The sequence below is a fragment of the Shinella zoogloeoides genome (assembly GCF_030733845.1).
Lineage (GTDB): Bacteria > Pseudomonadota > Alphaproteobacteria > Rhizobiales > Rhizobiaceae > Shinella > Shinella zoogloeoides_C.
Genome location: NZ_CP132312.1, coordinates 157898 through 179804 on the forward strand (window position 1 = coordinate 157898; position 21907 = coordinate 179804).

General features: G+C 65.3%; 19 protein-coding genes. 8 read left to right on the plus strand and 11 right to left on the minus strand.

The features are described 5' to 3' along the window. Positions 1-44: 44 nt before the first annotated feature. Positions 45-839 (minus strand): helix-turn-helix domain-containing protein, encoded by a 795-nt coding sequence (locus Q9316_RS21215; protein WP_306035724.1) that lies wholly within the window; start codon positions 837-839, stop codon positions 45-47. Between the two features lie 140 nt (positions 840-979). Between Q9316_RS21215 and Q9316_RS21220 the strand changes: the two genes are divergently transcribed. Then, complete coding sequence (locus Q9316_RS21220; protein WP_306035725.1) at positions 980-2563, plus strand: ABC transporter substrate-binding protein; 1584 nt, start codon at positions 980-982, stop codon at positions 2561-2563. Between the two features lie 83 nt (positions 2564-2646). After that, positions 2647-4644: a CocE/NonD family hydrolase gene (locus Q9316_RS21225; protein WP_306035727.1), complete on the plus strand. Its 1998-nt coding sequence runs from the start codon at positions 2647-2649 to the stop codon at positions 4642-4644. Between the two features lie 13 nt (positions 4645-4657). Here Q9316_RS21225 and Q9316_RS21230 read toward each other — a convergent pair whose 3' ends face one another. The 3 genes from Q9316_RS21230 to Q9316_RS21240 are packed head-to-tail and all read right to left on the minus strand — an operon-like array spanning position 4658 to position 10036. Next, complete coding sequence (locus Q9316_RS21230) at positions 4658-7843, minus strand: error-prone DNA polymerase (RefSeq protein WP_306035728.1); 3186 nt, start codon at positions 7841-7843, stop codon at positions 4658-4660. Next, complete coding sequence (locus tag Q9316_RS21235) at positions 7840-9363, minus strand: DUF6504 family protein (RefSeq protein ID WP_306035729.1); 1524 nt, start codon at positions 9361-9363, stop codon at positions 7840-7842. The genes Q9316_RS21230 and Q9316_RS21235 overlap by 4 nt, the downstream gene beginning before the upstream one ends. Beyond that, positions 9278-10036 carry an ImuA family protein gene (locus Q9316_RS21240; protein ID WP_306035730.1) on the minus strand — a complete coding sequence of 253 codons (759 nt, stop codon included), beginning with the start codon at positions 10034-10036 and terminating at the stop codon, positions 9278-9280. Before Q9316_RS21240 ends, Q9316_RS21235 begins: the two co-directional genes overlap by 86 nt. Positions 10037-10213: 177 nt before the next feature. Here Q9316_RS21240 and Q9316_RS21245 point away from each other — a divergent pair, with 177 nt between their 5' ends. Further along, positions 10214-10519 (plus strand): hypothetical protein, encoded by a 306-nt coding sequence (locus Q9316_RS21245; RefSeq protein ID WP_306035731.1) that lies wholly within the window; start codon positions 10214-10216, stop codon positions 10517-10519. A 54-nt stretch (positions 10520-10573) separates the two neighbouring features. Here Q9316_RS21245 and Q9316_RS21250 read toward each other — a convergent pair whose 3' ends face one another. The 7 genes from Q9316_RS21250 to Q9316_RS21280 all read right to left on the minus strand — a co-directional run bounded on the left by Q9316_RS21250 (position 10574) and on the right by Q9316_RS21280 (position 16503). Continuing rightward, positions 10574-10897, minus strand: a complete 324-nt coding sequence (locus Q9316_RS21250; RefSeq protein ID WP_306035732.1) for a hypothetical protein — start codon at positions 10895-10897, stop codon at positions 10574-10576. 75 nt (positions 10898-10972) lie between these two features. Further along, a complete protein-coding gene (locus Q9316_RS21255; protein WP_306035733.1) occupies positions 10973-11992 on the minus strand; it encodes a GlxA family transcriptional regulator in 1020 nt (339 codons plus the stop codon). A gap of 205 nt (positions 11993-12197) precedes the next feature. Further along, entirely contained in the window at positions 12198-12824 is a 627-nt protein-coding gene (locus Q9316_RS21260) for an RBBP9/YdeN family alpha/beta hydrolase (protein ID WP_306035734.1), read from the minus strand. A gap of 164 nt (positions 12825-12988) precedes the next feature. After that, a complete protein-coding gene (locus tag Q9316_RS21265) occupies positions 12989-13645 on the minus strand; it encodes a methionine ABC transporter permease (RefSeq protein WP_306035735.1) in 657 nt (218 codons plus the stop codon). Further along, positions 13626-14693, minus strand: coding sequence for a methionine ABC transporter ATP-binding protein (locus Q9316_RS21270; protein WP_306035736.1), 1068 nt, complete (start codon positions 14691-14693; stop codon positions 13626-13628). Before Q9316_RS21270 ends, Q9316_RS21265 begins: the two co-directional genes overlap by 20 nt. An 82-nt stretch (positions 14694-14775) precedes the next feature. Next, a complete protein-coding gene (locus Q9316_RS21275) occupies positions 14776-15624 on the minus strand; it encodes a MetQ/NlpA family ABC transporter substrate-binding protein (RefSeq protein ID WP_306035737.1) in 849 nt (282 codons plus the stop codon). A gap of 192 nt (positions 15625-15816) precedes the next feature. Next, on the minus strand, positions 15817-16503 hold the full coding sequence (locus tag Q9316_RS21280) for a GntR family transcriptional regulator (protein WP_306035738.1): 687 nt from the start codon (positions 16501-16503) through the stop codon (positions 15817-15819). Between the two features lie 257 nt (positions 16504-16760). Between Q9316_RS21280 and Q9316_RS21285 the strand changes: the two genes are divergently transcribed. From Q9316_RS21285 to Q9316_RS21305, 5 genes are all read left to right on the plus strand, one after another. After that, a complete protein-coding gene (locus tag Q9316_RS21285) occupies positions 16761-17858 on the plus strand; it encodes an ABC transporter ATP-binding protein (protein WP_371878037.1) in 1098 nt (365 codons plus the stop codon). A gap of 2 nt (positions 17859-17860) precedes the next feature. After that, complete coding sequence (locus tag Q9316_RS21290) at positions 17861-18787, plus strand: ABC transporter permease (RefSeq protein ID WP_306035739.1); 927 nt, start codon at positions 17861-17863, stop codon at positions 18785-18787. Further along, positions 18780-19592 (plus strand): ABC transporter permease, encoded by an 813-nt coding sequence (locus Q9316_RS21295; RefSeq protein ID WP_306035740.1) that lies wholly within the window; start codon positions 18780-18782, stop codon positions 19590-19592. The genes Q9316_RS21290 and Q9316_RS21295 overlap by 8 nt, the downstream gene beginning before the upstream one ends. A 17-nt stretch (positions 19593-19609) precedes the next feature. Then, positions 19610-20644 carry an extracellular solute-binding protein gene (locus Q9316_RS21300; RefSeq protein ID WP_371878038.1) on the plus strand — a complete coding sequence of 345 codons (1035 nt, stop codon included), beginning with the start codon at positions 19610-19612 and terminating at the stop codon, positions 20642-20644. Positions 20645-20716: 72 nt separating this feature from the next. Further along, positions 20717-21898, plus strand: coding sequence for a serine hydrolase domain-containing protein (locus Q9316_RS21305; protein WP_306035741.1), 1182 nt, complete (start codon positions 20717-20719; stop codon positions 21896-21898). The last annotated feature ends 9 nt before the right edge of the window (positions 21899-21907 follow it).

The window sequence follows — 21907 nt, forward strand, 5'->3', positions numbered from 1 at the left end:
TCGTAGGCGAGTTTTCCGGGACCGGCAAGCGGCGTGCCGGCGGCCTATGCGTCGCTGAAGGGAATGGAGGCCGCCGGGTTTTCGCTCATGTCGAGGAATTCGCGCACCGTCGGGGGAAGCTGCCGCGAGCCCGGCTGCAGCACGCCGCAGCGGGAAAGCAGCTGCCGCCGGTCGGTATCCGTGCCGAGATGGCGCCAGATGACGCGCGATGCATAGGGAAGGTTCTGCTTTCGCCAGGAAACGCCGAGCGTCATGCCCTTCAGGTAGAGGCGCTGGTGCGTTTCGAACGGCGTCAGGATCGTCTGCGCGATCATCGGCTCCGGCCCGGTGCTGCGCTCGACGATAAAGATGCGATTGCGAAGAAAGGAGGCGAGCCCGACATATTTCGAGAACTGGCGGATTTCGTGCGGCCGGTCCTGGATGCGTTCGATCGATTTCACGCGCACCGCGCCTTCATGCTCGTCCAGCCGGGCGCACGAACAGACGATCATGCCCGGCCACGACAGGGAGACATGATAGGTCTGGTAGTAGCCGAGATGCCGGCGCAGGGATTGCAGGTTGCCGGGAAAGCAGGCGTGCAGCACGTCCGTCCCGAAAGACCCGCCCGCCGCGTTCACCAGGTGCTGCTCGAACAATGCCGGGTCGAGCGAGAAATCCGCCGGCCGGACGCCGAAGAAGGCGGCGATCCGCGCCAGGTTGTGCGGCGAAGGCGCCGCCTCGCCGTTCACATAGCGGTTGAACTGCTGCCGGTTGATGCCGAGCTGGCGGCAGATTTCCGACACCGACTTGCGCATGCTGCAGGCGTGCCGGAGATTGATGGAAAAGGGCGTCGATTGCATGGCTCACTCCAGAATGGAGGAGAGCGTAAAGCAGCGTAAATCCGCGTCAAGTCGTGAAATTCTCACCCGGCCATATGTTCGCTACGACTTGTCATACGGCTCCGGTCGTCTCCGGGGTGCAAAAATGGGGAACCAACGACATGACGCGTATTTGGAAGCCTGATGTAAATTCCGCCGGCGGCCTCAACCGCCGGGAATTCCTCGGCAGCGCCGCCGCCTTCGGTGTGCTGGCCGCAACGGCGACGACCTTTGCCCCGGGCCGCGCATCCGCCCAGGAGCCGAAGCGCGGCGGGCACCTGAAGCTTGGCCTGAAGGGCGGCGCGGCGACGGACACGCTGGACCCCGCCGGCTACAGCGCCGGCGTCGCTTTCGTGACCGGCCGCTGCTGGGGCGATACGCTGGTCGAATCCCATCCCGATACGGGCGTCGCCGTTCCGGCGCTCGCCGAATCCTGGGAGGCATCCGCCGACGCCGCGACCTGGACCTTCAAGATCCGCAAGGGCGTGCAGTTCCACGACGGCAGCCCGATGACGATCGCCGACGTGCTCGCCACGCTGAAGCGGCATTCGGATGCGAACTCCAAGTCGGGCGCGCTCGGCCTTCTCGGCTCGATCAAGAGCTTCGAGGACAAGGCCGGCGATCTCGTGATCACGCTGGCCGAAGGCAATGCCGACCTTCCGCTGATCCTGTCCGACTACCATCTCGTCATTCAGCCCGCCGGCGGCGTGGAGAACCCGAACGCGGCGGTCGGCACCGGCCCCTACAAACTGACCTCCTTCGAGGCCGGCGTGCGCACCACCTTCGAGAAGAACCCGAACGACTGGCGTTCCGACCGCGGCTTCGTCGACAGCGTCGAGATCATCGTCATGAACGATACGACCGCGCGCATCGCGGCGCTCTCCTCCGGCCAGGTCCACTTCATCAGTTCGGTCGAGCCGAAGACCGTGGAGCTCCTGAAGCGCGCGCCGATCGTCGAAATCCTCCAGACCGGCGGCAAGGGCTTCTACAGCTTCCTGATGCATTGCGACACGGCGCCGTTCGACAACAACGACCTGCGCCTCGCGCTGAAATATGCCGTCGACCGTCAGGAAATCCTCGACCGGGCGCTCAGCGGCTACGGCACGCTCGGCAACGACTATCCGGTCAACGCGGCCTATGCGCTTGCCCCCGAGGGCATCGAGCAGCGCGCCTTCGATCCGGACAAGGCTGCCTTCCACTACAAGAAATCCGGCCATTCCGGCCCGGTCGTCCTGCGCACAGCAGAAGCCGCCTTCCCCGGTGCGGTGGATGCCGCCGTGCTCTTCCAGGAAAGCGCCAAGAAGGCGGGCATCGCCATCGATGTCAAGCGCGAGCCGGATGACGGCTACTGGACGAATGTCTGGAACGTCCAGCCCTTCTGCGCTTCCTACTGGGGCGGGCGCCCGACGCAGGATTCGCGCTATTCCACCTCCTATGTCTCCAATGCCGAGTGGAACGACACGCGTTTCAAGCGCGAGGATTTCGACAAGCTGGTTCTCCAGGCAAGGGCCGAGCTCGACGAAACCAAGCGCCGCGAACTCTACAAGACCATGGCGCTCATCGTGCGCGACGAGGGCGGCCTGATCCTGCCCGTCTTCAACGACTACCTCAACGCCTGCTCCAAGCAGGTGAAGGGCTATGTGCACGACATCGGCAACGACGTCTCCAACGGTTACGTCGCCAGCCGTGTCTGGCTTGACGCCTGACGCCCCGGCTCCATGTTCCTGACCGGAAGCGGCCCGTCGCGCCGCGTCCGGTCAAATCCGCCTCCTGCTGAACGGACCTTCTCATGTCTCGCGCCTTCACCGTCATCGAAAACGAATGGATCACGCTTGCCGACGGCACGCGGCTTGCCGCCCGCATCTGGATGCCGGACGGGGCGGAGAGCGATCCCGTGCCCGCCGTGCTCGAATTCCTACCTTACCGCAAGCGCGACGGGACGAGCGTTCGCGATGAATCGACCTATCCCGTCTTCGCCGCCGCCGGCATTGCCGGCGTGCGTGTCGATATCCGCGGCTCGGGCGAATCCGACGGCGTGATCGACGGCGAATACACGCCGCTGGAGCTGGCGAACGCCTGCGAACTCATCGAATGGATCGCCGCCCAGCCCTGGTCGAACGGTTCGGTCGGCATGATGGGCATCTCCTGGGGCGGCTTCAACTGCCTGCAGGTCGCCGCCCTCAAGCCTCCGGCGCTGAAGGCCGTCATCTCCATCGCCTCCACCGTCGACCGCTACAACGACGACATCCATTACAAGAACGGCACGCATCTTTCCGCCCAGCTCTCCTGGGCCGCGACCATGCTCGCCTACCAGTCCCGTTCGCCGGACCCGGAGATCGTCGGCGACCGCTGGAAGGCCATGTGGCTGGAGCGGTTGGAGAACGAACCCTTCTTCATGGAGGAATGGCTGCAGCACCAGCGCCGCGACGCTTTCTGGAAGCACGGCTCGATCTGCGAGGATTTCGGCGGCTTTCCCATTCCCGCCCTCGTCATCGCCGGCTGGGCGGACGGCTATCGCAGCACGCCGCTGAAGGCCGTCGAAGGGCTCGGCGACAGGGCCAAGGCTCTGATCGGCCCCTGGGTGCACAAATACCCGCACTTCGCCTGGCCGAAGCCTCGAATGGATTTCCACGCCGAGGCCATCGCCTGGTGGAACCGCTGGCTGCGCGGCGAGGAGAACGGCGCGGAGAAGATCCCGCAAGTGCGCGCCTATATCCAGGACGCCGCCCGTCCGTCTCTGCGCCGCGAGGCCGACCCCGGCTTCTGGATCGCCAAGGACAGTTGGGAAACGCCCGAGATGGCGACCTTCTATGTCGAGCAGTACGGCGCGCTGGTGCCCGGCATGCCGATAGCCGGCGCCTCGGGCAATGACCGCTACCTCAAATCCCCGCTCGATACCGGCACCATGGCCGGCGAGTGGTTCACCCTGAAACCGGATGCGGAAATGGCGCTCGACCAGCGCCTCGACGATGCCGGCTCGCTGGTCGTCGAGACGGCGCCGCTCGATGAGGCCCAGGATTTCCTCGGACAGCCCGTGCTGGAACTCGATGTCGCGACGGATGCCGATATCGCCAATCTCTGCGCCCGCCTGGTCGACATCCACCCTGATGGTACGGCGACGCGCGTCACCTTCGGCGTCGTGAACCTTGCGCATCGCGAGGGCAATGCCGCGCCGAGGGCCATGCCGAAGGGCCGGAAGACGCGTATCCGCCTGGTGCTCGATGCGATGGGTTACCGCTTCCAGGCCGGCCATCGCATCCGCCTGTCGCTGTCGACCGCCTACTGGCCGATGGTTCTGCCGCCGCCGGTGGATGCAGGCGTGACCATCGATCTCGCCTCGCTCGGCTTCTCGCTGCCCAAGCTCGGCGCCCATAAGGTCGTCTCGCTGCCGGAGCCGGAAAATCCCGATCCGCTGCCGAAATATACGGTGCTGACAGAGGGAGAGACGGCCCGCGGTGTGGAGCGCGACCTGACGAATGGCCTGACCGAATACTCGATCTACGAGGATACCGGCCTCAACGAGCATCCCGGCACGGGGCTCGCCACGCGGCAGGTGCGGGACGAACTCTGGTCGATCGCCGAAAACGATCCGTTGTCGATGACCGGCACGGCCGTCTGGACCTGCGACATGCAGCGCCCCGGCTGGTTCGTGCGCACGGTCTCGACCGCGACCATCGCCTGCACCGCGACGGACTGGCTGATCTCCGCCTCCATCCGCGCCTTCGAGGGCGAGCAGCAGGTCTTCGAGAAGACGTTCGAAAAGACGATCCCGCGCGACTTCATGTAGGAATGCCGGCGGATCAGTGGAAGTCGCGGGATTTGACGCGGATCGCCTCGATGCGGCCCGCGTCCTCCTGTCCTGAAAGGCCTCCACGCCGGCCGATGGTGGAGAAGTCGGCGGAAAGGTCGGTGAGGTGCTGCACGACGAGATGCACCACCTCGCCCTCGCGCTGGACATAGCCTTTGACGCCGAGCATCGGCGCGCCCATCACGATGGGGCGATAGGCGAGGAAAATCTTGCGCCAGACGACGAGATTGGCGATGCCCGTCTCGTCCTCGATCGTCACGAAGATGACGCCCTTGGCCGAGCCCGGCTGCTGGCGCACGAGCACGATGCCGGCCGTCTCGACCTTCTGCCGGTCCTTCAGCCGCGTCGCCTCGGCGCAGGTGAGGATACGGCGGCGCGTAAGGCTTTCCCGCAGGAAGCTCACCGGGTGGGCGCGCAGCGTCAGGCCGACATGGCCGTAATCCTCCACTACCTCGCCGCCCGTCGCCATGGGGCGCAGCGCCACGGCCGGCTCGCTCAATTCCGGCACCAGCGCCGCCTCCCGCTTCGCCGCCGCCGTGAAGAGCGGCAGGGGCTCGTCCCGCAGGCCGCGGATCGCCCACAAGGCCGCGCGGCGGGAAAGCCCGAGCGACGGCAGGAAGGCATCCGCATCGGCAAGGCGGACAAGTGTTTCGACCGAAAGGCCGGCGCGACGCCAGAAATCGTCGACGGAGCCAAAGGGCTCGTCCGCCCGAGCCGAAACGAGGTCGCTGCCCTCCCGGTTCTTCAATCCCTTGACCATCCTGAGGCCGAGACGCACGGCAAACCGCCCCTTGTCGTCCGTCGGCTCCAGCGTGCAGTCCCACCGGCTCTGGTTGATGCAGACCGGCCGCACCTCCACGCCATGGTCGCGTGCGTCGCGCACGATCTGTGCCGGGGCGTAAAAACCCATCGGCTGGGAATTGAGCAGGGCGGCGCAGAAGACATCCGGATGATGGCATTTCATCCAGGCGGAAGCATAGGCGACGATGGCGAAGCTATAGGCGTGGCTCTCCGGGAAGCCGTAGGAGCCGAAGCCCTCGAGCTGGCGGCACATGCGTTCGGCGAATTCCCGGGCATAACCTCTTTCGACCATGCCATCGCGCAGTTCGTCCCGGAACTTGTCCACGCCGCCCGTCTGCTTGAACGTGGCCATCGCCCGGCGTAACTGGTCGGCTCGCCCCGGCGTGAAACCGGCGCATTCGATCGCCACCTGCATCGCCTGTTCCTGGAACAAAGGCACGCCGAGCGTTCGCTTCAGCACCATCTCGAATTCCGGTTTGGGATACTCGACCTTTTCGAGCCCCTGCCGCCGCCGCAGATAAGGATGCACCATGTCCCCCTGGATCGGCCCCGGCCGCACGATCGCCACCTGAATGACGATGTCGTAAAATTCCTTCGGCTTGAGGCGTGGCAGCATGGACATCTGCGCCCGACTCTCGATCTGGAACGTGCCGATCGTGTCGGCCTTCGAGATCATCTCGTAGGTTTCATCGTCCCCTTGCGGAATGGTGGCGAGTTCGTAGACCTCATCCTTGTGTTCCTTCAGGAAGTCGAAGGCGCGGCGCATGCAGGTGAGCATGCCGAGCGCCAGCACGTCCACCTTCATGAAATGCAGGGATTCGATGTCGTCCTTGTCCCATTCGATCACCTGCCGGCCGTCCATGGCCGCGGGCTCGATGGGCACCAAGTCGTCCAGCCGGTCACGCGTCAGCACGAAGCCGCCGGGATGCTGCGAAAGATGACGGGGTGCGCCGATCAACTGGCGGGCCAGTTCGAGCAGCAGCTTTATGCGCCGGTCGTCCACATTGAGGCCCGCCGATTGGGCATGGCTTTGCGGAACGTCGTTTGACCAGCCCCAAACCTGCGAGGACAGTGCCTTCAGCACATCCTCCGGCATGCCGAGCGCCCGGCCGACATCGCGCATGGCCGCGCGCGAGCGGTAGCGGATGACTGTCGCGCAAAGCGCCGACCGATCCGTCCCATACGTATTGTAAATCCACTGGATCACCTCCTCCCGGCGCTCGTGCTCGAAGTCGACGTCGATATCGGGTGGCTCGCCGCGCTGTTCGGAGACGAAGCGCTCGAAAAGGAGGCCGTTGTCCTGAGGATCGACGGCGGTGATTCCCAGCACGTAGCACACCGCGCTGTTTGCCGCCGACCCGCGCCCCTGGCAGAGAATCTTCATCTCGCGCGCCTCCCGGACGATCGAGTTCACCGTCAGGAAGTAGGGGGCGTATTTCATCTTCTCGATGAGCCGCAGCTCATAACGCAGCTTCTTACGCACCACCTCCGGCACGCCGTCCTGATACCGCACGGCCGCCCCCTCCCACGTATATTTCTCCAAGGCCTCTTGCGGCGTGAGGTCGGCATATTCCTTCTCGTCGGGATATTGGTATTGCAGCTCGTCTAGCGAAAACCGGCAGCGCTCCACGATCTCCAGCGTACGGCGAAGCGCTTCCGGATAACGGGTGAAGAGGCGGTGCATCTCCTCTGGTGGCTTCAGGTAGCGGTCGGCGTGGCGCTCGCGCAGGAAACCGGCATTGTCGATGACGACATTGTGGCGGATGCAGGTGACGATATCCTGCAGCATGCGCCGGGTGGGCTCGTGGTAGAGCACATCGTTGGTGACGACGGTCGGCACGCGGTATTGGGCGGCAAGATTGGAGAGCTGCCAGAGGCGGAGCTGGTCGTTCGGCCGGCGGCGCAGCGTGAGAGCGAGGTAGCTGCGGTCGCGGAAGGTTTCCTTGAGGCGGCGGAGATGAAAGGCGGTGGTTTCGTCCGCCTCGTCCGGCACCAGCACGGCAAGCAGCCCCTCGTTCCATTCGACGACGTCGGCCCAGTCGAGATGGCACTTGCCCTTGCCGGCCTTCTTCTTGCCGATGGTCAGCAGGCGGCAGAGGCGGGCATAGGCGGCGCGATCCGTCGGATAGGCGAGCATCGACATGCCATCGGCAAGGTCCAGCCGGCAGCCGACGACGAGACGCATTGTCTCCCCTTCCGGCAGTTCCTTCACCGCCCTGTGGGCCTGCACGATGCCGGCGAGGCTGTTGCGATCGACGACGGCGAGAGCTTCGATGCCGAGCGCGCCGGCCTGCGCGACCAGTTCTGCACAGCCGCTCGCCCCGCGCAGGAACGAGAAATGGGAGGTCACCTGAAGCTCGGCATAACGCGGTTTCATGCGAATATCCCGTGCAGGAACCAGCGGCCGGCCCCGCTTGCCGCCTCGGCCTCGTTGCCCGAGCGGAAGAGCCAGAAGCGCTCGCCCTCCGCATCCTCGACCTGGAAATAGTCGCGCACGGCGGCAAGCTCGGCGTCGCGCTTCCACCATTCGCCGAAGATGCGCTCCGGGCCGTCCGCCCGTTTCACCAGCCGCCGCACGCCGCGCCATGTGAAGGACGCCGGCGGGTGGTCCGGCAGGAGCGCCATGACCTCGATCGGCTCCGGCCGGGCAAGTAGGCGCGCCGGGCGCGGCCAGCCCTCCTGCCAGCTCGTCCCGACATCGGGCGCCAGGGGCGGAATGCGGCGGAAGGACCGCTCCGGCACGTCGCTTTCGACCGGGGCGATACGGTATAGGCGTGCGGCGCCGATGCGGTTGGCGATGACGTCAACGAGGCCGGCAAGGTCGGCCTGCTCCTCCTCTATCAGCGAAGACGCGGCCTGCTGCAGGACAAGCGGTTCGGCAAGCGTCGCGGTCAGATCCATGATCTCGATGCCGAAACCCGGATCAATCGTCTCGATCCGGTCGCAGAGCAGCCGGATGAGCCGCTTTTCATCGCGCACGGCGCGTGCCGTCCCGACCCGGATCGCCTGCAGGGAATTGTCGACGCGGTGGAAGAGAAGATCGAGCCGGCGCGCGCCGAGGCCGCGCTTTTCCAGTGCGTGACAGAGATCGTGCACGAGGCCGGCCGTATAGCGGGCGATAGTCTCCGGTGCGCCGATCGGTTCGCCGAAGACCTTTCGCACCGTGGCGAGCTCCGGATCGCGCAGCGGATCGACGGGTTCGGAAATCCTGCCCTCGATCTGGTCGAGCCGGCGGCCGAGGAGCGGGCCGAAGCGCAGCACGAGCGGCGCGCGCGGCACGGCGAGCACGTCGCCGATCGTGGCAAAGCCGAGCACATGCAGGCCCGTCACGGTTTCCGGCGCGATGCGCAGGCCGGGGATCGGCAGCGGCGCGACGGCCTCCCCCGCCGCGCCGGGCGGAATGATGCAGACCGGATCGGCATGGAAACGGGCGGCGGCATAGGCCGCCCCCCAGCTATCGGCAATGGCCGCGCGGGCGAAAATGCCGGAGGCGCCGAGGCGGTTGACGAGGCCGGTCAGCATGCGTGCCTCGCCGCCGTGCAGGTGGTCTGCGCCGGTCGTGTCGATGACGAGCCCGTCCGGCGGGTCCGGCGCGACGATGGGGGCGTAGTGCTGCAGGGCCCAGAGAGCAAGGCGCCGGAGCGCCGCCGCATCGGCCGCGGGGTCGGCGGGCATGGTCAGGACATCGGGCAGCAGCGCATGGGCCTTGGTGAGCGGCATGCCGACGCGAAGGCCCGCCTGCTCGGCCGGCCGGCTCACCGCCGTCACGATGCGGCGCGAACCCTCCTTGCCGACCAGAACGAGCCGCCGGTCAGGCGGAGGCGCCGAAGCGCCAAGGGACCGTCGCAGGCGATCGATCGGCCAGCCGGGAAGAAAAAGCGATACGACCCTCGGCATCGGATGCCTCCACTTCGAATTGCGCCGTCTCGCCGGAGCGGCAGCGGGTGAGTTCCAGCAGCCATTGCGCCCGGCCGACGCCCGGCACGGGAAGCGGCACGGACGGCCGCACGGAAACCTGCCAGCGCGTGACGGCGGCCGTGGGCAGCAGGAAAGCCCCGGCTTCCCGCCTATGCCTGAAGCGGCGCACGGCGATGCCGAGCGTGCCCCCGGCTTCCGCAGCAAGCTGCAGGCGGCGCGAGGCCGTCATCGACAGGCGCGCGACCTCCGCCACCACCGCGCCCAGCCCGCCATGGCGCAGCCCCTCCTCGAAACAGAGGAGAAGGCTCTTCTCGTCGCCCGCTTCCACATAGAGGACGCGCCCGGGGGCGAGCCCTGCCTGCGCCATCGCGGGGGCGAAGAGATCGGGCCGCGTCAGGCACCAGAGCACCTGTCCCCTGGTGCGGGCGGCAATGCCGGCGGCAAAAAGCATGGCGGCCGCGCCCTCGACGGCATCGTTGCCGCCGCCGCAGACCTCGTGCAGGCTGGCCAGCGCCAGCCCGCCGCCGGGCAGCCGGCTGTCGATTTCCGGCACGCCGAAGGGCAGCACCGCCCGGTCGCGCAGGGCGCGGCCGTCGAACTGCCGGATGCGGTCGCGCAGGTCGGCGACAACGGCATTGGCGGAGGCGGACATCGGCTGGCGGGCTCCTGGTCGAAGAATGAATGTTCTTTATTTGTTCTCATTCTTCCCCAGAGTCAATCGCCGGAAAGATCACAGTTTGAATCATCCTCGGGAACCAACGGGCGCGGCGGAAGTTCTCCCTCACGCCATTCCAGCAAATTCTGGTCATCAAATTCAGGAGACATGTCCATGGCTGACGAAAAAAGCACCGGCAAGCGCACGCTCGGCGTCGTTGAAGGTCGCGACAACATCTCTGAGGAAGCCCGCGCCGCGGCCGCGGAAGCCACGGTCAGCGAACAGATCGAGGCGCTGAAATCGGAAATCAGCCGGCTGAAGGAATCCGCGGGCCTGATCGCCGAGGGCACGGGCAACCTGGCGGTCGCCAAGGCGGAATCGCTGCGCGAAGAACTGCGCCAGACCATTCAGGCCAACCCGCTCGCCACCCTCGCCAGCGCCGCCTTCATCGGCTACCTCTTCGGCCTTCGCCACCGGTAGAGCCTTGCCCATCATGCCATGAAAAAGCCCGGCAATGCCGGGCTTTCTTGCGTGTCAGAACCAGCGCTGGCGGCGGGGCGGTTCGCTTTCGAGCGAGCCGAGCAGATAGCCGATGACGATGCCGGCAAGTCCGGCCGTAAGCACGACCGTCGAAAGGGCGGCCGGATGCTCGCGTGCGGCCTGGGCGACGGCGGCGCCTTCGTTGCGGACATATTTGCTTGCAGAGCGCACGGCGGGGCGGGCGGCCTCCATGGCATTGCCGGCGCGGTCGCGGATCGTCTCGTAGGCCTCGGTGCCCTTGTCGCCGATATCCTTTTGGAGCTGGGCGATTTCGGCGCGCAGGGCGGAAATCTGGGATTGAACGTCAGTGCTTGCCATTGCGGTCTCCTTGTCTGCAATCAAGACCGAACGGATGGCAGGCAGCTTGGTTCCAAGCGGCGGTAAGAAACGCGATCAGCCCGCCTGGCGGCGCCCGTCGCGGCGGATTTGCGAGGGCGTGTCGCCGAAGGCGGCGCGGAAGCGGCGAGTGAAGTGCGAGAGGCTCTCGAAACCGGTTTCCAGCGCGATCTCGATCAGCGGCTTGTTGGTGCGCACCACCATGTTGTACGCGGCGGCCATGCGGATCTTCATGTAGATCGCGCTCGGCGAGGCCCCCATGTCGCTCTCGAACAGCCGCTCCAGCTGACGGCGGGAGACGTTGGTCATGGTGGCGATGCTGTCGATGGAGAGCAGGTCTTCCGTGTGCTGCTCCATCATCATGATGGCGAGATGCACGCGGCGGTCGCGTGCTTCGAGGCCGAGCGGATTGCGCGGCTGGAGGTCGGTGGCGTCGCGCCGGTGGCGGATCTGAAGGATTTCCAGCGCATTGCGCTCGGCCGCCTCGCCGACATGATGGCGCACGAGTGTCGCGGCAAGATCGGCGACGCTGCTGCCGCCGGCACAGGTGGCGACCTTGCCGTCGAAGCGGAAAATCTGCTCCGAGGTCGCATCGATGTCGGGGTAGCGCCCGCGGAATTCGCGGTGGTGCAGCCAGCTCACGCAGGCCGTATGGCCCTTGAGCAGCCCGGCTTCGGCGAGGATGAAACTGCCGGTACACAGCCCGATCAGTCCGACGCCGGCATTGGCCGCCTTGCGCAGATAGGCCGTCGCATAGCTGTCGATCGGTTCGTCGACGCTCAGGAGGCCGCCGACGACGGCGATATAGTCGAAACAGGACGGATCGGCGAAGGGCGCGGTCGGGGCGACCTGGATGCCGCCCGACGAGGAGATGAAGTTGCGCGTGCTGCTGATGACGTCCCAATCGCAGTTGACGCGGCGGGAACGGTCCTCGCTGTCGCTGGCAAGGCGCAGGGTATCCACGAACAGCGCGAAGGCCGAGAGGGTGAAGCTCTTCGACAGGATGAAGCCGACGCGCAACGCCTTGGGCGCCGCCGCTCCGCTTATCTCCTTCGATGTCCGAACATCCAGCGCCATCAGACCTCCCAAACCGTTCCGCCGGACACTATCGTCGCAGGCACGGACCGCTGGCAAGAGCCATAGCAGATTTCGCAGCGCGCCTCCATTCCCCGCCCGACGTTTGTGGAGGCGTGGACGCCCTGCCCGACGCTCGTCAGCGCGCAGGCGTTGGACAAGGGGTGCGTCAGGCTCCACTACCGGTTCTGAGAGCCCGCGAGGATATTCAAGTGAGCGCCAACCCGGAATGGGCGACGGCCGCGGTGAAGAGGCGGCGGTCCGGCGTCTCGGCTTGCGACGCGCGGTCTTTCAGGATCTCCAGGAAGTCATAGCCGGCGGTCCAGCGGCCGAAGCCGCTCGCGACGTTGATATGGCCCGCCGCGCCGATATCGACGAGGCCGCTGCCCCAGGCATGCGCCGTCCGGCGCAGCCGGTCGAGCGGCATATAGGGGTCGTTGAGGCTGCCGACGACGAGGGAGGGAAACGGCAGATGCGTGTCCGGCATGGCGCCGAACCTGACGATGCAGGGATGCAAGGTTTCGGTCGCATCGAGATCGCAGGGAGCGACGAGCAGCGCGCCGCGGATGCGCGAGGCGAGCCGGCTTTCGGCGAAATGCGCCGCCAGGACACAGCCGAGGCTGTGCCCCACCAGCCAGACGTCCCTTCCTACCATCTCGACCTGCCGCTCCAGTTCCGTAAGCCACTGTTCGCGTCTGGGGCAGGTCCAGTCGTGCTGATCGACGACCCGGCTATCCGGATTGTCCCGTGCCCAATGGCGCTGCCAGTGCGTTTCCGGCGAACCGTTGAGGCCGGGCAGGATGAGGGTGTCGACGGGTATATCGAGTGACGGCATGGCGGGCCTTCCTTCGCGAACGGGCTATGGTGCGGATGATGCGCGCGAAGGAGCGCGATCGTAAGAAAGGGCCTGCTACAGTCTTCAAAATCCATGAAAATTCTTTGCATCCGCGGCGGGATGCGGGGCATCGGGCGGCTTCCCGTCCGATGCCTTTTTGGGACTCAGCCGCGATGATCGAGGCGGGCGACGAGGCGGTCGCCGAACCACTGGATGCCGCAGACGAGCACGATGAGCACCGCGACGACCGCAACCATCACGGCCGTCTCGAAACGCTGGTAGCCGTAGCGGATGGCAAGGTCGCCGAGCCCGCCCGCGCCGATGGCGCCGGCCATGGCGGAAGCGCCGATCAGCGTCACCAGCGTAACCGTGAAGCCGGCCACGATGCCCGGCAGCGCCTCGGGGATCAGCACCTCGCGCACGATCGTCCAGCGGTTGCCGCCCATGGCGCGCACCGCCTCGATGAGGCCGCGGTCGACCTCCCTGAGCGAGACTTCGGCGATGCGGGCATAGTAGGGCGTCGCGGCGATCGACAGCGGCACGATGGCCGCCCAGGTGCCGATCGACGTTCCCACGATGAGGCGCGTCACCGGAATGAGCGCGACGAGCAGGATGATGAAGGGCACGGAGCGGAAGCCGTTGATGACGGCGCCGAGCACCCGGTTGATCGAGAGGTTTTCCGCAATGCCGCCGCGCGCCGTCGCGACCAGCGCAAGGCCGAGCGGCAGGCCGAAGACGAGCGAGATGACGCCGGAGGCGGCCGTCATCACGATGGTTTCCCAGAGCGAACGGACGAGAAGTTCAAGCATGATCGGCGACATGGCCGAGGACCTCCACCTGTGCGCCGAGGCGCTCCGCAAACGACGTGAGGCGCGCGGCGTCATCGGCCGGCACCGCGATGAAGAAGCGCCCGACGGCCTGCTCCTGGATATGATCAATGCCGCCGTGAAGGAGGCGATAGCCGCCGGGGAACGCGGCGGAAATATCCTGGAAGAGCGAACCGGTCGCGGCCGGCCCGGCGATGTCGAGGCTGACAATGGCCTCGCCGGCCATATCCGGCGAAAGCCGCTGCGCGATATGGGCGGGAAGCTGCGGGCGGATACCGCTGAGAAGGCTCCTGGTGGTTTGCGCCTGCGGCTGGGAGAAAACCTGCCAGACCGGCCCCTCTTCCACCACGCGTCCGGCATCGAGAACCGCCACGCGGTCGGCGGTGGAGCGCACCACCTCCATCTCGTGCGTGACGAGCAGGATGGTGAGGCCGAGCTTGCTGTTGATATCCTTCAGCAGAGCAAGGATGGCGCGGGTCGTCTCCGGGTCCAGCGCGGAGGTCGCCTCATCGGACAGCAGCAGCGCGGGCTTTGCGGCAAGCGCGCGGGCGATGCCGACACGCTGTTTCTGGCCGCCTGAAAGTTCGGACGGATAGGCCTTGGCCTTGCCCGAGAGGCCGACGAGGTCGAGCAGTTCGGCCGCGCGCGCAAGGCGCTTGGCTTTCGGCCAGCCTTCGATCTTCAGCGGCAGGGCGACGTTCTCCTCCACCGTCTTGGCGGAGAGCAGGTTGAAATGCTGGAAGATCATGCCGATGCGGCGGCGCAGCGGCTGCAGTTCGGCTTCGCCGAGACCGGTGATCTCACGGCCCTCGATGGCGATCGTGCCGCTGTCCGGCCGTTCTAGGCCGTTGAGGCAGCGGATCAGCGTCGACTTGCCGGCGCCGCTTCGCCCGATGATGCCGAGGATCTCGCCGCGGCGTACCGTCAGCGAAACGCCGTCCAGCGCCGCCGTCTCGCCGAAACGCCGGCGCACGTCCGCAAGGTGGATGACATCCTGCTCGTCTATGCTTGCCGCCGCGCGCCAGGTCACATGTTCGTTCATTCGATTTTCCTTCCCGAAACGGGAAGACAGCCCGCGACGGCTGGAGCGCGTCGCGGGCTGTCTCGATTTGACGTTGAATGCCTCAATAGGCGCTGATGCCGGTGCCCTTGTAGACGCGGTCGAATTCGGCCTTCACGGCGTCGTTCTGGTAGGCTTCGACGAGCGGCTTGACCCAGGGCTCATCCTTCGATTCCTCGCGCACCGCGATGAAGTTGCGGTACGGATTGTCGTCGACCGCCTCCTGCGCGATGCGGTTTTCCGGGGTAAGGCCGCTCTTCAGCGCCCAGTCGGTGTTGACCACCGCCGCGTCGAGGTCATCGACCGAACGGCCGACGATACCGGCGTCGAGTTCCTTGATCTCGATGTTCTTCGGATTTTCCGCGATGTCGGCGATGGTGGCGAGAATGCCGGTGCCGTCCTTCAGCTTGATCAGGCCTTCCTGCTCGAGCACGCGCAGCGCGCGCCCTTCGTTCGACGGATCGTTCGGCACGCCGACGACGGCGCCTTCCGAAAGATCGGCGATCTTGGTGTGCTTCTTCGAATAGAGGCCGATCGGCCAGACGGCGGTGTAGCCGACCGGCACGATCTTGTAGCCGTGCGTCTTCACCTGGTTTTCGAGGTAAGGCAGGTGCTGGAAGGCGTTCGCGTCGATCTCGCCGCGCGCCAGCGCCTCGTTCGGCTGGGTGTAGTCGTTGAAGACGACCGTCTCGATGGTGAGGCCCTTCTTGGCGGCTTCCGCCGTCACGACACGCCAGACATCCTCGTCCTCGCCGGAGATGATGCCGACCTTCAGGTCCTTCTTGTCCTCTGCGGCGGCGGGAGCCGGTGCGGAGAGTGTGGAGACGGCGACCGCCGCCACGGCGAACGCCGCAAGCACGGTCCGGCGGGGAAGAAGGGTGCCTTCGAGGAGGGTTTTGCTGATTTTCGACATTCTGGACTGCTTTCGCGATTGGGAGGATCGACTTCGAAACACCTTTGTTTCTGAAAGCAAAATCGCAAATGCCGCTTTTTCGGACAACGAATGGCGGTTTATCGGGCAGGCGGAATGCGAACTTTCCCTCTAGCGCTTCGGCCGGAAGGGAAAATATTTTCCACTATATTTATAGACTATGCCGCTGCCGGCTCATCCCGTCTTACCGAGCGCGGCGACGCGTTCGAAGTGGCTGCGTCCGAGATAGCCGGTGCCGTCGCGGATATCGGCGGCAATCGCCGCCTTCAGGGCATTGGCGTCCCGCTTGACGATGGCGGCAAGCGCTTCGGCGTGCCTATCGACCTGATAGGTCTGCGACAGCGTCTCGCCCGCCCGGCGCATGAAGGGGCCGAGCCGCAGCCAGAGGGATTCGATGAGCGGCAGCATCACCGTGCCGGGCCGCGCTTCGTAGAGGCAGCGGTGGAAGTCGAAATTCGCCTCGACCAGCCGCCCGAAATTTCCGACGGCCAGCGCCTGGTCCGCCTGCTGGTCGAAGGCTCTCAGGCGGGCGAGCCTGCGCTCGTCGATGAACGGCATGGCGCGCTCGGCCGCCCGGGTTTCGAGCGCAACACGCGCCTCCAGCACCTCCTCGAAACTCTGGGGATCGAGGACCGGCACCCGGACGCGGCGGTTGTCGAGCAGTTCCAGCGCCCCGTCCGCGACGAGACGATGCAGCGCCTCGCGCACCGGCATGGCGCTGACGCCCAGCGTCTCTGCAAGGCCGTTGATCGTCACCGGATCACCCGGCTCGAACTGGCCCGTCATGATGCCGCGCCGCAAGACGCGGTAGACCCATTGTTTGGCGGATTCGGATGCCTCCCGACCGGCTGCAACCAGCATGCTGAAACCCTCCCTCCGTAGACACGGGCTCTCCCGGCCCATCATCCCAGGGCTGAATTCTCCGGGCCTTGCACGCAGAACGGATAAATTCGCAAAGCCCAAAAACGCCCTTTACAGATTTGATCAAATTATGATTTGTTGTGATCATAAGCAAGACAAGCCTATCACATAAGAGCCGTGATCAGCGGCCGGACAGAGGACAGCCGGCGGTTTGGGGCAGAGGAAGCTCGGGACGCCGGTCGACAAACGGGGAACCGATGACTGAAACCCGAACGACCGCGGCCCATGGCGGCGCCATTGGCATGCATGGCATCAAGAAATGGTTCGGCACCTTCCAGGCCGTCGATGACGTCACGCTGGATATCCGCTCGAACGAATTCTTCACCCTTCTCGGCCCGTCGGGCTGCGGAAAGACCACTCTCCTCAGGATGATCGCCGGTTTCGAGCTGCCGACCGAGGGGCAGGTCCTGCTCGACGGCGTCGATATCTCCCACCTCCTGCCGAACCAGCGGCCGGTCAACACGGTCTTTCAGAACTACGCCCTCTTCCCGCATCTGACGGTCGCCGAAAACATCGGTTTCGGCCTCAAGATGCTCGGCAAGCCGAAGTCCGAGATCGAGAGCGTCGTCAAGGACATGCTCAAGCTCGTGCATCTCGAGGGGCGCGGCAACAATCCGGTGACGCAGCTTTCCGGCGGCCAGCAGCAGCGCGTGGCGCTCGCCCGCGCGCTCGCGCCGCGGCCGAAGGTCCTGCTGCTCGACGAGCCGCTTTCCGCGCTCGATCTCAAGCTGCGCAAGTCCATGCAGATGGAGCTGAAGCGCCTGCAGCTCGAAACCGGCATCACCTTCGTCTTCGTCACGCACGACCAGGAAGAAGCGCTCACCATGTCCGACCGCATCGCCGTCATGTCGACGGGCACGGTCCGGCAGGTGGGCTCGCCCTGGGACATCTACGACCGCCCCGCCGAACGCTTCGTCGCCGACTTCATCGGCGAGACGAACTTCCTGGAGGCCGACGTCGTCTCGGTTGCCGGCAACAGGGCCCGCGTGCGGCTTTCCTCCGGCGCGGAAATCTCCGCGACCTATCCGGAAGACGTGACGCCCAAGGGCAAGGTCACGATCGTCATCCGCCCGGAACATGCCCGTCTCGGGCCGCCGGGCTCGGGCGTCATGGAAGGCGTGCTCGACGACATCGTCTATCTCGGCACGGACAACCACTTCCACGTCAAGACCGATGGCGGCAGCACGTTCATCGTGCGCCAGCAAAACGCCAAGAGCGGCCCTTGCGGCTTCTCCGAACATGACCGCGTCAGCGTCGCCATCAATGACGATGTCGCCCAGATCCTGAGGGACTAGCCATGACGGTCAGCGCTCAGGACGTCAGCGAACAGCGGCAGAAGAAAGACATCCGGGACCGCTGGCTGCTCAGCTCCCCTGCCCTCCTTCTCATTCTCGCGGCCGGGGTCGGCCCCCTCCTCATCGTTGTGCTCTATTCCTTCCTCGCGCCGGGCAGCTACGGCGACGTGAAGTGGGAATTCTCCTCGGAGGGCTGGTTCAACGTCCTCTTCACGCGCGACATCTTCGACGAGACCGTCTCGCTCGCCGACGCGCATTTTTCCATCTTCTGGCGCAGCGCCAAGCTGGCCTTCGCCACGACGGTCCTCTGCCTGATCTTCGGCTTTCCGACGGCCTATTTCATCGCGACGCGCGCGCCGCACAGCCGCTCGCTCTGGCTCTTCCTCATCACCATCCCCTTCTGGACGAACATGCTCATCCGCACCTTCGCCATCCAGGAGGTGATCCGTTCGGAAGGCATCGTCAACACGCTCTTGATGAAGATCGGTCTCATCTCGGCGCCGATCCAGATGATGTTCACCGACTTCGCCATCATGCTCGGCATGACCTACGTCTTCCTGCCGCTGATGGTCCTGCCGCTCTACGCGAGCCTCGAAAAGCTCGATTTCCGGCTGATCGAGGCGGGTTACGACCTCTACGCCTCGCGTTTCGGCGTGCTGTGGCGCATCGTCATCCCGCTTGTCAAACCCGGTATTATCGCCGGCTCAATCCTCGTCTTCGTGCCGGCGCTGTCGTCCTACGTGGTGCCGCGCGTCCTCGGCGGCGGCAAGAACCTCATGGTCGGCAACCTGATCGAATTGCAGTTCGGACAGGGGCGCAACTGGCCGCTCGGCGCGGCGCTCTCCGTCACGCTCGTCATCATCGTGCTTTTCGCGATGCTCTACTATGTCCGCAATGCGTCGAAGTCCGGAGGCGGCACCCATGGCTAAGTCCTTCTCGATCAAGCGCCAGCCGGGCTTCGCGACGATCGCGATGCTCTGCTTCTTCCTGCTCTACCTGCCGATCGCGACCCTCGTCGTCTATTCCTTCAATTCCGGCATGTCGATCGCCACCTGGGAAGGCTTCTCCTTCCGCTGGTTCGAGAGCGCCTGGAACAATCAGCAGGTCGTCGAGGCGTCCTGGCGGTCGCTGCGCATTGCCGCGGTCGCTGCGGTCATCGCGACGGCCTGCGCGACGCTGGCGGCCATCGCCACGACGCGCACCGCGCCCTATCGCGGCCTCACCTTCAAATATTCCATCATCAACATGCCTTTGCTGGTGCCGGAGATCGTGACGGCGGTGGCGCTGCTGATCCTCTTCTCGCGCGTCAAGGTCTGGACCGGCTATTCGGGGCTCGGATACCTGATCGTCGCCCACGCGGCCTTCTGCATTCCCTTCGCCTACATGCCGATCCGCGCGCGCCTCGAAAGCATGGACCTGTCGCTGGAAAAGGCCGCGGCCGACCTCTACGCCTCGTCCTTCCAGACCTTCCGCTATGTCACGCTGCCGTTGCTGTGGCCGGGCATTCTCGCGGGCCTGATGCTCGCCTTCGTGATCTCGCTCGACGACGTCGTCATCACCGAATTCGTCAAGTCGGGCGGACAGGATACGCTGCCGACCTATATGCTGGGCCAGCTGCGCCGCGTGGTGACGCCGGAGATGAACGCCATCTCGACGGTCTTCCTCGTGCTCTCGCTGGCGATCGTCACCCTCTTTTTCTTCCTGAGCCGTACGCCTCAGAAGGACAACGAATAGAAAAAGGAGAACAGCCTATGAAAACGAAACTGGGATTGATCGCGCTTGCCGCCGGCATGATGGCCTCCACCGCCATCGCGCATGCCGAAGGCGAACTCAACATCTTCAACTGGGGCAATTATACCAGCCCCGAAATGATCAAGAAGTTCGAGGAAGCCCACAAGGTCAAGGTCACGATCACTGACTACGACTCGAACGACACCGCGCTCGCCAAGATCCGCCAGGGCGGCCACGGCTTCGACATCGTCGTGCCCTCCGCCAGCGTCATGCCGATCTGGATTTCGGAAGGCCTGCTGCTGCAGTCCGAGCCGAACCAGATGGAGAACTTCAAGAACGTCGATCCCCAGTGGGTGAACGTGCCGTTCGACGAGGGCCGCCACTATTCGGTTCCGTGGCTCTGGGGCACGACGGGCGTGACGGTCAACAAGGGCGTCTATTCCGGCGACATCAACACCTCGGCCATCTTCCTCGATCCGCCGGCCGAGCTGGTCGGCAAGGTCAACGTCATTCCGGAAATGTCCGACGTGATGCATATGGCGGTGACCTATGCGGGCGGCGAACCCTGCACGGGCGACCTCGCGATCCTGAAGAAGACGCGCGACATCCTGACGGCAGCCAAGCCGAAGTGGATTTCCATGGACTACGGCAACATCGAGAAATACTCGAAGGAGGACCTTGCGGCCGGCGTGAACTGGAACGGCGCGTCCTTCCGCGCCCGGCTGCAGAACGACAAGGTCGCCTACGGCTATCCGAAGGAAGGCTATCCGGTCTGGATGGACAATGCCGCGATCCTCAAGGACGCCAAGAACGTCGACAATGCCAAGCTCTTCCTGAACTTCATCATGGATCCGGAAAACGCCGCCATGCTGTCGGCCTTCGGCCGCTATGCCAACGGCATCAAGGGCTCCGAGCCGTTCATGCCCGCGGACATGAAGGACGCGCCGGAAATCAAGATTCCGGACGAACTGAAGGCCGCCGGCAAGTTCAACCTCGCCTGCCCGCCGGAAGTGCAGGAACTCTACACCAAAATCTGGACGGAACTGCAGAAGTAAGCGGCATCGCCGCATAGGAGGACAGCCTACGCGGGAGGGCACGCCGCCTTCCCGCGCTTCGGCTGGATTTTCATGATCAAGACCTTCAAGGACAGGCACGGCTTTGCCCGCGCCGACGTCACGCTCGCCAATTGGCGCACCACCCCCTTTAGCCGCTGGACCTTCCAGAACGTCCGCGATTTCGTGCCGACGGCCGTCATTGCCGCCGAGGTGCCGAGCGCGGAAGTGCCGCTTGCCAGCGAAGCCTTCCTCGATGCGGCGATGGAGACCGGTCTTGCCGGCGCGGCCACGGCCCGCGCCTTCCTAGAGTTCGCCCATACGGATGCCTTCGTGATGATGCGCCGGGGTGAGATCGTCGCGGAACATTACGCGCCGCATGCCGACCCCAATGCGCCGCACCTCGTCTTCTCGATCTCCAAGTCGCTGACGGCGGTGCTTTCCGGCATCCTGGAGGCCGAAGGCCTTGTTGATCCCGACCGTCCGGTGACGGACTACCTGCCGGAAGCCAAGGGCAGCGTCTACGGCGACTGCACCTATCGCGACGTGCTGGACATGCGCGTCAGCCTCGATTTCGAGGAAGCCTATCTCGATCCCTACGGCGCCTTCGCGCGCTATCGCCGGTCCATGCTGTGGAACCCGCCGATGCCGGACGCAAAGCCCGAGACGCTGGCATCCTTCCTGCTCACCCTGCAAAAGGCCGAGCGGCCGCATGGCGGACCGTTCTACTATGCCTCGCCGAATGCCGACCTCCTCGGCGTCGTCATCGAGCGCGTGACGGGCGCGCGCTTTGCCGATCTCGTCTCGGACCTCATCTGGAAGCCGATGGGTGCGAAGGGTAATGCCGATATCACGGTGGATGCCATTGGTACGCCGCGCACCGCCGGCGGCGTCTCCATGACGGCGCGCGACCTTGCCCGTCTCGGCGAACTCCTGCGCAACCACGGCGTTCGCAACGGCCGGCAGATCATTCCCGAGGGATGGATCCGCGACATGCAGGAGAACGGCGACCGGGAGGCCTGGCAACAGGGCCGCAATGTCGACCTGCCGAACGGGCGCTACCGCAGCCAGTGGTACCAGTCCGGCGAAGCCGACCACGCCTTTTGTGCGATCGGCATCCATGGCCAATGGCTCTATGTCGATCCGAGCACCGAGACGGTCATCGTAAAACTCTCCTCCCAGCCCGAGCCGCTGGGCGACGAGGAGAACCAGGACATCTTCACCTTCTTCCGGGCGCTGTGCCGCCGGGCAATCTAGAACAGACCG